Consider the following 12,474-nt stretch of genomic DNA (forward strand, 5'->3'; position numbering starts at 1 on the left):
GGGCCGTGCCAGGGCGCTCGGGCCGTGCCAGGGCGCTCGGGCCGTGCCAGGGGCTCAGGCGGTGGCGAGGCTGATGACACCGTCCGCGCCGATGACGCTGCCGGTGAGGGTTCTGCCCAGCGCCCCGAGAAACGCGTCCACCTCGTTCGGCAGCCCGGCGGTGACCCGCAGCCAGCCGGTCAGACCGACGTCGCGGACTAGCACCCCCGCGTCCAACAGGCTCTGCCACACCGCCCGCTGATCAGCGAACCGGCCGAAGAACACGAAGTTGGCATCGCTCGGAGCCAGCCGCAGACCGAGCGCCGGCAGCTCCCGGACGATGCGGTCGCGCTGGGCCTTGACCGCCTCCACCGTGCCGAGCAGCTCGTCGGCGTGCGCGAGCGCCGTGCGCGCGACGGCCTGGGTAAAGCTCGACAGATGGTAGGGCAGCCGCACCAGGTGCAGCGCGCCCACCACGGCGGGGTGCGCGGCGAGATAGCCCACCCGGGCACCGGCCAGCGCGAACGCCTTGCTCATCGTCCGGGTGACGACGAGCCGCGGATGACGGGGCAGCAGCGTCAGCGTGCTGGGCACGCCGGCCCGCCGGAACTCGGCGTAGGCCTCGTCGACGATGACCATGCCGCTGCCGGTGGCCTCCACCGCCTCACAGGCGGCGACGACGACCTCGGGCGGCAGGGCCGTGCCCGTCGGATTGTTCGGCGAGCAGAGGAAGACCAGGGCAGGTCGGTGCCGGGCGATCGCGTCGGTGACCGCGGCCGGGGAGAGCGTGAAGTCCTCCGCCCGCTCCCCGGCCACCCACTCGGTGGCGGTGGCCAGCGCGATGAGGCGGTGCATCGAGTAGGACGGCTCGAACCCGAGCGCCACCCGACCGGGCCCGCCGAACGCCTGGAGGAGCTGCTGGAGGATCTCGTTGGAGCCGTTGGCGGCCCAGACCTGGCTAGTGTGCACGCCGAAGCCGGCATCGGGTGTCAGGTAGTAGGCGAGGTCGGCACGCAGCGCCTCGGCGTCCCGGTCGGGATAGCGGTTCGCCTCGGTGGCGACGAGGGCCGCGGCCTTGCCGAGGGCGTCGACCAGCCCGGCCGACGGCGGGTGCGGGTTCTCGTTGGTGTTGAGCCGCACCGGCACGTCGAGCTGCGGAGCGCCGTAGGGCGAGAGCCCGCGCAGGCTGTCGCGCAGCGGCAGGCCGTCAGCGTCCCACGGGCGCCACGGCCGGTCCTCGGCACCGCTCCCGGCCGCCTTGAATGTCATCGGAGTCGAACCTCCACCGCGTCGACATGAGCTGTGAGATCCTCCGCTCCACCGAGCGCGGCGATACGCGGGGCGACGGCGGCGAGCCCCTCCCGCGTGCACTCGACCACCTGGACCTGGCGTTGGAAGGTGGTGACCGCCAGACCGCTGGAATGCCGGGCGGTGCCGCCGGTGGGCAGGACGTGGTTGGACCCGGCGAGGTAGTCGCCGAGCGGGACGGGAGCGTAGTCGCCGACGAAGACCGCTCCGGCGTGGCGCACCCGGGCGGCGACCGCGGCGGCGCCCGTGGTGTGGATCTCCAGGTGCTCGGCGGCCCAGCCGTCCGCCACCGCGAGACCCGCGTCAACGTCCGCGACGAGCGCGACCGCCCCCTGGCCGGCGAGCGACTCCGCCACCCGCTCCCGGTGGCGGGTGGCGGGCACCTGCTTGCCGAGCTCGACGTCGACCGCGTCGGCGAGCTCCACCGACGGGGTGATCAGCAGGCAGGCGGCCATCGGATCGTGCTCGGCCTGGGCGATGAGGTCGGCGGCGACGAAGGCCGGATCCGCGGTGGCGTCGGCGAGGATCGCGACCTCGGTCGGGCCCGCCTCGGCGTCCACCCCGACAACCCCGCGCAGCAGGCGCTTGGCCGCCGTGACGTAGACGTTGCCGGGCCCGGTGATCACATCGACCGGCGGGCAGCTCGCGGTCCCGTAGGCGGCCATCGCCACGGCCTGGGCTCCGCCGGCCGCGTAGACCTCCTCGACACCGAGCAGCGCGCAGGCGGCGAGGACCACCGGATGCGGCAGCCCGCCGTTGTCCTTCTGCGGCGGGGAGAAGACCGCGAGCGAGCCGACCCCGGCCTCCTGAGCGGGCACGACGTTCATCACGACGCTGCTGGGGTAAGCGACCCGCCCGCCCGGCACGTACAGGCCGACCCGCTCCACCGGCACCCAGCGCTGCGTCACCGTGGTACCGGGCGCGACCTCGATCGCCACCGGCTCCCGCAGCTGCGCACGGTGCACCAGCCGGGTCCGGCGGATCGCCTCGGTCAGCGCGTCGTGCACGGCCGGATCCAGGGCATCCGCGGCGGCGGCGAGAACCTGGGCGGGCACCCGCAGGCTCGGCGGGCGGATCCCGTCGAACCGCTCCGCGGCGGCGAGGACGGCCACGTCGCCACGGTCCCGCACGTCCGCACAAACCGGCCGGACCGCATCGACAGCGACGTCGACGTCGACCGCGGCCCGCGGCAGTAGCCGCCGGATCTCGGCTGCGGCAGGCAGCGCGCCACGCAGATCAAGCCTTCTGAGCACGGTATAGAGATTAGCTGGCCTCGGCGGGACCGGTAGAATCGCAGGTCCGCCGGAGGTGCAAGGCTGGTTGCGTGTCCCCTCTACATCCCCTGTCAGGGCCGGATCACCCGGGCCGGGCGCCGGGTGATCCGGCCGAATCCGGCGAGTCGTTGGCGATCCTGCTGGCGGGCTACCGGGTGCATGCCCGGGCGCCTCGCGCGGCGGTGGCGGCGCTGACCGAGCAGCCACGCACCCTGCGCCAGCTGGTCCAGAGTTCGGGCCTGCCCCGGCGGAGCGTGGAGGAGATCCTCGCCAGCCTCGGCGACGATCTGCGGACCGGCCCCGACGGGCGTCACGTGCTGCGCCCGGCGTCGATCGACCGCTACCGCGGCCTGATCCGTTATGACGAGCTGAGCGGGCAGACCCCGCTCGACCCCCTCGCCGCCGTGATCGCCCGCCACGGCCCGCTGGTCACGACCATGCATGATCTCATCGCTGCCGCGCCCCGACCACGGGCCGACCTCGATCACGTGCCCGCAACAGCGACGACCGTCGTGCGCCGGGCCGGCTGGCTGCAGACGCGTTACGACCTGCGCGGCGCGCATCTGCTGTGCATAGGTGATCATGATCTCACCTCGCTGGCTGCGGTCTCGCTGATTGACGGGCTCACCGTGACCGTCGTCGACATCGACGACGAGCTGCTCGCCTACCTGGACAGCTCGGCCCGGTCGTTGGGCGTCCGGCTGCGGTGCCTCTACGCCGACCTGCGCTTCGGCCTGCCGCCGGCGGTGGTGGGCACGGCCGATCTGGCGTTCACCGATCCGCCCTACACCCCGGAGGGCGTGGCGCTGTTCACCAGGCGCGGTGCGCAGGGTCTCGCGGACCGCGAGCATGGTCGCGTCCTGCTGGCCTACGGGTTCAGCGACCGGGTACCGACGCTGGGTTGGAAGGTGCAGCGGGCGCTGATCGATCAGGGCTTCGTGTTCGAGGCCATCTGGCCAGGCTTCCACGTCTACGAGGGCGCGGAGGCGGTGGGTGCCAGAGCCGACATGTACGTCTGCCAGCCGACCCCGACCACCTGGAAGCAGCTGGACCGCTCGGCCACGGCGGCCACGGCGGCCACGGCGGCCACAACCGCGACGGCCGCCATCTACACCCGGGGCCGGCAGTCCACGCAGAGCCGGCCGGCGCGCCTGACCGCCCCGGTCCTCGACGCGGTGGCCGCCTTCCTCGCCACCGGACCGGCGGGCCGCGCCGTGTTCGTTGGCGAGCGGCGGGAGGTCGACGCGGTCCACGTGCGTCTCGCGACCGTGTTCGACCGGGGGCTGCCCGCGTTCGCCTCGACCGGGCCCGGCGCCTCGACCGAGGACGGAACGGTCAGCGTGGCCACCGACCTGTCGGACGATCCGGGCCCCTGGCTGACCAGGCTCCTCCTGGCGGTCAACGCGGACCGGCTCGCCGTCGTCGTCTCCTCCGATCACCCCGATCTGGGCGTCCGCCGCCGGCGGGCCCAGGGTGACCCGCTGCGGCAGCTGCGGGCGAAGTGGACCGCCACCCCCGCCCGGGACCTCGGGGACCTGCGGCTCGTGACGTTCACGGCCGTCGACCCGGCGGCGCTCGGCCCCGCCGACCGGCTCGCCCGGTGGCTGCTGGACCGCCCGCACGGCAAGATCAGCAACGTCTGGCGAGACGGGCTCATCCGGATCGTCCGGGAGGATTCGGGACGCACGCTCTCCCAGCGCGACGCCCGGGCCGCCGTGACCCGGGTCGCGCGCGATCCCGACCTGCTAGCCGCCCGGCTGATCGATCTTCCCCGGCACGCCCTCGAGGGAATCCTCGCCGCGCTGTCGTCCGGCGACACGCTGCCGGCCGAGCCGGTGAGACCGGGCTGGATCCGGCAAAATGGGCAGACGTTGCGAAACGAGTAGATACTGACGGAATCGGAGCTGGCGACGGCGGAATCGCGGTGGCACCCGCGGGGCCGGCGGCCGGACGCGCCCAGTGCCGCCTACTGTCATGCTATGGCGACGCCTGCAGGCAACGGCTCTCGAGCACACGCAGCGGACCTGCAGCGGTATCCCGACCCCGTCGGCGCCCGGGTACTGGTAGTCGAGGACGACGACGGCCTCGGTACCCAGCTCGTGCGCGGTCTGGACCGTGCCGGCTACACCGCCGACCGGGTGCGGACCGGGGAGGCCGCGCTCGCCCGGGTCGACGGCGTGTCCCCGCCCGACCTCGTGCTCCTGGACCTGGGACTGCCCGACATCGACGGCGCGGAGGTGTGCCGGCGCATCCGCGAGCGCGGGGACACCCCCGTGATCGTGGTGACGGCTCGGGGAGACGAGGCGGACCGGGTCGAGGCCCTGGACCTCGGTTCCGACGACTACCTGGTCAAACCATTCGGATTCGCCGAACTGCTGGCCCGGATACGGGCGGTGCGGCGGCGCGCCGTCCGGGCCACCGGTGAGAGCTCCGACGTGGTCCGGCACGGGCCGCTCGTCCTCGACCGGCGCAGCCGGCGGATCTCCGTCGACGGCCGTCCGGTCCAGGTGACGGCGCGGGAGTACGATTTGCTGGCCTTCCTGGCCCGCGATCCCGGCCGGGTCCGGACCCGACGGGAGATCTTCACCGCCGTCTGGGGCGACTGGTTCGGCTCATCGAAAGTCCTCGACGTACACATCGGCGCGATCCGCCGCAAGCTCGGGATTCCCGAACTGATCGAGACGGTGTACGGAGTCGGCTTCCGCCTGGGCAGGCCGCCGACGCCCGACGCCGATCCGATCCCCGGTGACCAGGGCGCGCCACCCCTCGGCCGATGACCCGGCGCATCCTGGCCGCTCAGCTCGCACTCACGACGGCGCTGCTCGTCGGCCTGTGCGTCCCGATGGGGCTCGACGCCACCCGCCACGACCAGGCGCTGTTCAGCCTGCGGCTCACGGCCGCGATGCAGGCCTACTGTGCCGAGGTGAAGTGGCGGCGGCTGTCCGCCGGCGCGGCCCCGCTGCCCGCCGCCGTACGCGACAGTGCGGCCGTGCCACCGGACGAGCTCCGGCTGTTCGACCCGAACGGTACGCCCGTGGCCGACACCGGGGACGACATCCCGATCATGGCCTGGGATCTGGATCGGGCCCGCCGGGAGAACGTGGTCATCAACCCGAACGCGGCCAATCGACACCGGATGATCATTATTGCTCCGGTGTCCAACGCGCAGGGTCTGGTCGGCATCCTGGCCGTCGCGCGCAGCGATGCCGGGCTGCGCGCCTCGATCATCCACCGGTGGACGATGATCGCCCTCGCGGGCGTCCTGGTCGCACTGGCCGCATTAGGGATCTCGATCCTGCTGGCCCGCTGGGTGGGCCGGCCGCTGCGCCAGCTCGAGCAGGCGGCGACCGAACTCGGTGCCGGCGATCTCACGATCCGGGCCAGAGCCGTCGGTGGCCCGCCCGAGGCACGCAAACTTGCCACGACGTTCGACGCGATGGCGGGACGGCTCCAGTTACTGGTCGACAGCCAGCGCCGGTTCCTCGCCGACGTCTCCCACCAGATCCGCACCCCGCTGACGGCGATGCGCCTGCGCTTGGAGCTGCTGCAACAGGACGTGGACGCGGACACCGCCGACGAGGTCGCGGGCACCCTGGTCGAGGTGCACCGGCTCTCCCGGATGGTCGACGGGCTGCTGGCGGTCTCCCGGGCCGAGCATGCACCGATCCCGACCCAGCCGATCCCCCTCGCGGTCGTCGCCGAGGAACGATGTCTGATCTGGCGACCGGTCGCAGCCGCCGCCGGAGTGACGCTGACCTGCGACGTCGACGCGGACCAGGTCGTCCAGTGCACCCCGGGGCACCTGGAGCAGATCCTCGACAATCTCCTCAGCAACGCGCTGGAGGCCACCCCGCCCGGCGGCCGGGTCAGCATCGCGTCCGGGACGAACCCAGCGGCCCAGCCACGCCCGGTGGGCGCCGGAGGCACCGCGGAGGCGGGCTTCGGGACGGGGAGCACCGCGGACGAGATGGACGAGATGAACGTCACCGGGCCGCAGAGCACCATGATGGCGGGAAGCAGGACGGCGGGAAGCAGGACGCGGCTCACGGTCACCGACAGCGGGCGCGGCCTGAGCGCCGAGCAGCGGGCCGCCGCCTTCCGCCGGTTCAGCTCCAACCTCAATGCCGACCAGCGATGCGACAACCAGCGATGCGCCGACCAGCGAGGAGAGGTGCCCGGCCGGGCCGATCGGCGCGGGAACGGCCTCGGGCTCGCCATCGTGCATGCCCTGGCGACCGCCGACGGCGGGACGGTCACTCTGGCCGAGAGTGCCAGCCGGGGTCTGTGCGTCGTCCTCGACCTGCCCCGGACACCTCCAGACCGACGGCGGGCGGCACCCGCATCGCGGCCGCGCCGGGCTCCGGGGCGCGGGCGGACATCGGCAACCATCCACGAACTACTGGAAGTAGTGGATTACGTCACGACGGATCACGCCATGGCCGACGACAGGCCGTGGCGACCGGGCAACGACTCCACCAGACTCCCGATTCACTAGATGATCTTTACTGGTTCTTTCCGAGCCGAGGAGCGGTCCGTAACCGCAATGCGTCCCGGGCCGGTTATTTTCGAACCGAGCCACCAGGGATGGAGTTCCACTGATCATGGTAAAAAGTCCGGCACAGAAGCTTCGTGACGTCGCGGCAACCGGTGTCAGCACGCTTCGCCGCGAAGGCGCAAAAAACGGCAAGAGATTGAAATCATCCTATCTGGCCGATCCGATCCACAGCTATCTGACGGAGCACAGCTCACCCCCGGATCCGATCCTCGACGAACTCTTCGCCGTGACGGCGGCGCTCCCCGAGGCGGAGATGCAGGTACCGGCCGAGCAGGGGACGTTCCTGACCATCCTGACGGCCTCGATCGCCCCGCGCCGCGCGGTCGAGATCGGTACCTTCACCGGCTATTCCGCGCTGTGCATCGCCCGGGGCCTGCCCGCCGACGGCCGACTTCTCTGCCTGGACATCAGCACGGAATGGACCTCGGTCGCCCGCCGGTACTGGGCTCGGGCCGGTGTTTCCGATCACATCGACCTCGTCCTCGGACCGGCGGCCGACAGCCTCGGCATGCTCCCCGAAGAACCCACCTTCGACCTGGCGTTCATCGACGCGGACAAGACCTCGTATAGGAGGTATTACGAACTTCTCCTTCCCCGGATGAACCCGAACGGGGTCATCATCGTCGACAATGTGTTGCAGTATGGGCACGTGGTGCGCTCCCACTCGGACAATCCTGCTGTCGTCGCCGTCAAACAGTTCAACGATCTTCTTACCGACGACTCTCGGGTACAGGTTGTCATGCTGCCCATTGCGGACGGACTGACCATCGTCCGGAAACTGCCCTCGCCGCGGACACCCGTCTAGGCTCCCCCGGCCGGGGGGTCCGCGGTCGCCACGAGGAGGCCGGCACCGGCCGCACCGGTCGGTCCCGGCGCGATGTCACACCCGGGGCCGCGCTCCCGCCGAGGTCCGACCTCGGCAGGCGGCACCCGTGGGACGCAGGTGCCGTCGGGACAATCTTCTACGAAGAGTAGAAGGCAAGATGGTCGGGTGACCGTCACCTCGACAGGTGCGCTCCCATGCACCTGACCCAGTCGACCGACCTGGCGCTGCGGGCGCTCATGCTCACAGCCACCCGGGAGGATCGCCTCACCGTCCGCGACCTCTCGAAAGCCCTCGATGTTCCGCTCACCCACATGGCGAAGATCGTGCAACGCCTCCAGCGGCTCGACCTCGTGGTCACCGTGCGCGGACGCACCGGCGGGGTGCTGCTCGCCCCGGGCGCGACGCAGGTCACCGTCGGGCACATCGTCCGTGCCCTCGAGGGCACGGACGAGTTCGTCTCCTGCGACGGTCCCCCGTGCCCGCTGCGATGCGCCTGCCGACTGCGCCCCCTCCTGCGACGAGCCCAGGAGAACTTCCTGGTCACACTCGACGAGGTGACCCTCGCCGAGCTCACCGACGAACCCGCCGGCGCCGTCCTGCGCTCCCTCGCGCCACCGGTCCGCTGACACCCGGCCCCGCCCGCCACGAAACGCCCTGGAACCACCCGGGACTGGACGAGCGGACCCCGCCGTTCTGTCGGACCTGCGGGCAAGAATCGTCTGGAACGCAGGCTGGTTACGGGAGGAATCCCCCGCAACGTCTCGGCGTCAGGCCGGCGCCTCGGACCCGAGGTCCGCCAGCACCGGCCTTTCCGCGAATTCTCTCGGTTCGTTTTTCCCGCTACTGCTCCGCTTTATCGTGCTCCGCCCCGGCGAATACCCGAGGTCACCCTCGTCAGCTTCCGTAGGCGGCGATGAAGGGCGTATCAGCCTTGATCTTACCGAGCTTCGTGGCGCCGCCCGGCTCACCGAGCGGTGCGTCCCGACCTGGCAGGACGGTGCTGAAGAACAGCGCCTCGCTTTCAATGAACTCCTTGTCCTTCGCGGAAACACGGTCGTCACTGATGGCCGCGCCGACCGGGCAGGACACTGCGCAGGCGCCGCATTCCGTGCACTCGTCCGGATTGATGTACATCTTACGGTCACCCTCGTAGATGCAATCGGCCGGGCACCCCTCCAGGCAGGAGCCATCCTTGACATCGATACACGCGGCGGTGATGACAAATGGCATGAGAACCCTCACTTCCGATCGACCATGCCGGACCACATCCGGACGGCAGTCAATCCCATGGCTGGCCTCCGACTGCTTCTCGGCTGGTTCCGACCGAGACGGATGGCCGTGCGGCGAACCCGAATGAATGGTATAGGTTCGCGGGGCGCCGGCAGGTCGTGCACCGTGAACGGCATGTAAACAAATTATCCGCGAGACAAGCCTCACGGATATCCCCGAGATTCATCAGAAAGAAAACCTCAAGGATATTTTTATCAATAACATTATCTTGATTTGGATCGCGCCAGAATACCCGCCCGCATTCCCCCGGAGGATGCCATCACGGTACCGGCCCGGCACGAGGCGGCAGGGTGGCGGGGTGGCGGGGCCGCCCCCGGGAGAAATCCGGGCGCCGGTACCCGCCGGTCGTACCCACCGGGCGTACCCACTGATCACACTCCGGGAAGGCCGCTGATCATGCGGCGTCACCGGCGTTCCCCAGACCCCGCCCGGGCGGAGGTTCACGATCCAGGCGGAGGTTCGAGGGCCCGGGGAGCAGGCGATCGTTGCAGGTGGGACGGAATTTCCATCCGGACGATCTCGCCGTAGGCGAGGAATCTCATGAGCACGAAGAACCAGTGCGCCGGCCACACCTGCAGTCGGACGGGGGGTTGGCCGGCAAGCATGATGACCATGCTGTCGCCATCCACCCCGGACGCCCGCAGGTACGGGTAGCCGATATCGGTCCAGCCGGTCGTGAGCGCCAGCGCGAGGCGCCAGTTCGTCAGGAAAAGGTGCCCCTGAGAGACAGGGCGCCACTGGACCGCGGCGAGCGCCTCGGCGCGCCTGCGCTGGCTGCCGTTGTACAGGGCACTGCCGAGCAGGGACGCGCCGAGCAGAAGGGGACTACCGAAGGCGACGAACCACCCCTGATTATAGGTGACGTTCTGGCCGATGTACTGCCAGACGCAGACGGGTGCCTGGGCCAGCACGGCTTCACCCGCACCCAGCGCGATCTGCACGGGTTGTGCCCGCGGACGCCATCCGCGCGTGAGCGCCTCACCGAGTTCCGCGCCAGCCAGCCAGCTCTCCTCGTACGGGGTACGCGGTCCCGGCCGCATCGGACGATGTCGGGGCAAGGTCACCAATCCCACGTCGCGCGATCACTGTCAGCCTTGATTGTCCATCATTGCCGTTCATCATTCGCAGGGCCGGCGCGGGGCATCCGGATTGGTTCACCTCCGCGCGCAGGCCGGGCGGGACCTTCCCCGACCGGCCTACGGGTTTTCCCGCGCCGACCGGCGGCCGGAATTCCGTCAGCCTTGTACTCGGTCAGGCCTTGTACTCGGCCAAGGCATGTACTCGGTCATGACGCCCCCCGCACGATTTCCAGCGGTCTACCTCGAGGAACGGGCAGAGATGGTTCTTGATCCGTTGAGCGTACCCATGCTGATCGCCAACACCGTGCTGTAATGCCCCCATGGCGACATTCGGTGCGATGCGACGGCACCCGGAGCGGCACAGCACGAACCGTTCGGGCTGGCTGCGCGCGGCCGTCCTCGGCGCGAACGACGGCCTGGTCTCCACCTCCAGCCTCATCGTCGGCGTCGCCGCGAGCGGCGCCTCCACCGGCGCGGTCCTGACCGCCGGGATCGCGGGTCTGACCGCGGGGGCGATGTCGATGGCGGCCGGGGAATATGTGTCGGTGAGCTCCCAGGCCGACGTGGAACACGCGGACCGGGCCAAGGAGAGCGCGGAGCTGGCGGCCAACCCCGCGGCCGAGCTCGCCGAGCTGGTCGGCATCTACGAGCAGCGCGGCCTTCCGCGCGACCTCGCCAGGCAGGTCGCCGTGGCACTGACCGAGCGGGGTGCGCTGGAGGCGCACCTGCGCGACGAACTCGGCCAGAGTGAGGCCACCCGGGCGCGCCCGGTCCAGGCCGCCGTCGCGTCGGCGGGCAGCTTCACAGCCGGCGGGCTGGTGCCGTTCCTCGGGATGTCGGCCCCGGCGGGGGCAGGCCGCCTGGTGCTCGTCGTCGTGGTGACGGTGATCGGTCTCGCCGTCGCGGGCATGCTCGCCGCGCGGGCCGCCGGTATGGCGCTGCTACGTCCGGCCCTGCGCGTCGTGCTGGGCGGCGCCGCGGCCATGCTGGTCACCGCGCTGGTCGGTCTGATCACCGGCGCGGCCGGCGGCTGACCGACCGCCGGGACGTACCTGAGCCCACCACCGATCCACCGCTGGTCCGTGGGCTCATACCGTTCCTCGGTGAGCGCGGGGCGAACCACGGGTCGTCGGCACCGGCGCCGCCGGGTCTGGTAGGCGGCTACATCCGGTGTTCGACGATCACGTCGGCGGTCATCGCCAGCGCGCCGGGGCTGCGCGGGCTGCGCACCACCACGAGGGCGAACAGGGCGTCGAGCACCGACAGGTGCACGATCCGGCTGGTCATCGCCTCGATGCGATACGCCGTCTCCCGACTGCCCACCACCACCGCGTGCTGCACCAGCTCGGTCAACGGTGACCGGGCAAAGCTCGTGATCGCGGCGGTGTGCGCCCCGGCGTCCACGGCCGCCCGCATCGCCGCCAGTGTCTCCGCCGTCGAGCCGGTGTGGCTGACCGCAACACACAGATCACCCGCCGCCAGCATCCGGGCGGTGACGTGCTGCACATGCGCGTCCCCGGCGAACCGCGCATCGACCCCGACCGTGGTCAGCCGGTAGGCGGCATCCATCGCCAGCGGCGCCGACGTCCCCACCGCCACGAACAACGTCCGCGGCGCGGCGACGACCAGGTCGGCGATCGCCGCCAGCACGCCACCGTCGATCCCCCGCGCCGCCTCGGTCAGCGCACTCGCCGCCCCGCCGAGCACCTTCCCGGCAATCTCATCCGGGCCATCGGCCGCGGATACCTCGTCCACCAGCTGCCGCTCCACCGGCAGCGTCTCCCGGATCAGCGCCAACTTGAGTTCCTGATAGCCCCGAAGCCCGAGGCTCTGGCAGAACCGCACCACCGTCGCCGGCGAGCTTCCCGACACCTGCGCCAGCTCGCTCACCGACTGGTGGATCATCGCAACCGGGTCGGCGAGGACCTGCCGCGCCACCCGCTGCTCCGCCGACGACAGCGACGCCGACAAAGCCCGGATGCGCTCCAACACGGCGGGCGCGGCAGCGCCGCCCTCGACCCTCACAGTCACATCACTAGTCACGACACGTCACGCTAAGCGCGTAGGCGCAACGGTCAGATGCCTAAAGGTAAACTTCGGATGAATATTTCATAGTATCATGTATTATGAAAGTCCATTTCGGTCCCGGGCGGTCGGTGTCGG

At 70.8% G+C, this 12,474-nt stretch carries 11 protein-coding genes; 6 read left to right on the forward strand and 5 right to left on the reverse strand.

Annotation, left to right across the window (positions count from 1 at the left end; genetic code table 11):
- Window positions 1-54: 54 nt before the first annotated feature.
- Complete coding sequence (locus AC08OV_RS10330) at window positions 55-1,248, reverse strand: histidinol-phosphate transaminase (protein ID WP_476613308.1); 1,194 nt, start codon at window positions 1,246-1,248, stop codon at window positions 55-57.
- On the reverse strand, window positions 1,245-2,540 hold the full coding sequence (hisD, locus tag AC08OV_RS10335; RefSeq protein WP_476613307.1) for a histidinol dehydrogenase: 1,296 nt from the start codon (window positions 2,538-2,540) through the stop codon (window positions 1,245-1,247). The genes AC08OV_RS10330 and hisD overlap by 4 nt, the downstream gene beginning before the upstream one ends.
- Window positions 2,541-2,611: 71 nt before the next feature.
- Here hisD and AC08OV_RS10340 point away from each other — a divergent pair, with 71 nt between their 5' ends.
- The 5 genes from AC08OV_RS10340 to AC08OV_RS10360 all read left to right on the forward strand — a co-directional run bounded on the left by AC08OV_RS10340 (window position 2,612) and on the right by AC08OV_RS10360 (window position 8,568).
- Window positions 2,612-4,447: a bis-aminopropyl spermidine synthase family protein gene (locus AC08OV_RS10340; protein ID WP_476613306.1), complete on the forward strand. Its 1,836-nt coding sequence runs from the start codon at window positions 2,612-2,614 to the stop codon at window positions 4,445-4,447.
- Window positions 4,448-4,540: 93 nt separating this feature from the next.
- Window positions 4,541-5,338: a response regulator transcription factor gene (locus AC08OV_RS10345; protein ID WP_476613305.1), complete on the forward strand. Its 798-nt coding sequence runs from the start codon at window positions 4,541-4,543 to the stop codon at window positions 5,336-5,338.
- Complete coding sequence (locus AC08OV_RS10350) at window positions 5,335-7,056, forward strand: sensor histidine kinase (protein WP_476613304.1); 1,722 nt, start codon at window positions 5,335-5,337, stop codon at window positions 7,054-7,056. Before AC08OV_RS10345 ends, AC08OV_RS10350 begins: the two co-directional genes overlap by 4 nt.
- A 106-nt stretch (window positions 7,057-7,162) precedes the next feature.
- Complete coding sequence (locus AC08OV_RS10355; RefSeq protein WP_476613303.1) at window positions 7,163-7,921, forward strand: O-methyltransferase; 759 nt, start codon at window positions 7,163-7,165, stop codon at window positions 7,919-7,921.
- Between the two features lie 215 nt (window positions 7,922-8,136).
- Window positions 8,137-8,568 (forward strand): RrF2 family transcriptional regulator, encoded by a 432-nt coding sequence (locus AC08OV_RS10360; RefSeq protein ID WP_476613302.1) that lies wholly within the window; start codon window positions 8,137-8,139, stop codon window positions 8,566-8,568.
- A 268-nt stretch (window positions 8,569-8,836) separates the two neighbouring features.
- On the opposite strand, the gene AC08OV_RS10365 is transcribed toward AC08OV_RS10360, so the two are convergent.
- On the reverse strand, window positions 8,837-9,172 hold the full coding sequence (locus AC08OV_RS10365) for an indolepyruvate ferredoxin oxidoreductase subunit alpha (RefSeq protein ID WP_476601874.1): 336 nt from the start codon (window positions 9,170-9,172) through the stop codon (window positions 8,837-8,839).
- A gap of 500 nt (window positions 9,173-9,672) precedes the next feature.
- The gene (locus tag AC08OV_RS10370) at window positions 9,673-10,296 is read right to left on the reverse strand and encodes a hypothetical protein (protein WP_476619600.1); all 624 of its coding nucleotides are present in this window, start codon (window positions 10,294-10,296) and stop codon (window positions 9,673-9,675) included.
- Window positions 10,297-10,631: 335 nt separating this feature from the next.
- On the opposite strand from AC08OV_RS10370, the gene AC08OV_RS10375 reads away from it, so the two are divergent.
- The gene (locus AC08OV_RS10375; RefSeq protein WP_476613300.1) at window positions 10,632-11,345 is read left to right on the forward strand and encodes a VIT1/CCC1 transporter family protein; all 714 of its coding nucleotides are present in this window, start codon (window positions 10,632-10,634) and stop codon (window positions 11,343-11,345) included.
- A 127-nt stretch (window positions 11,346-11,472) separates the two neighbouring features.
- Here the strand turns inward: AC08OV_RS10375 and AC08OV_RS10380 are convergent, their stop codons facing one another.
- Complete coding sequence (locus AC08OV_RS10380; protein WP_462188923.1) at window positions 11,473-12,336, reverse strand: MurR/RpiR family transcriptional regulator; 864 nt, start codon at window positions 12,334-12,336, stop codon at window positions 11,473-11,475.
- Window positions 12,337-12,474 lie beyond the last annotated feature (138 nt).

The organism is Frankia sp. CeTa3Moorea, assembly GCF_978021225.1.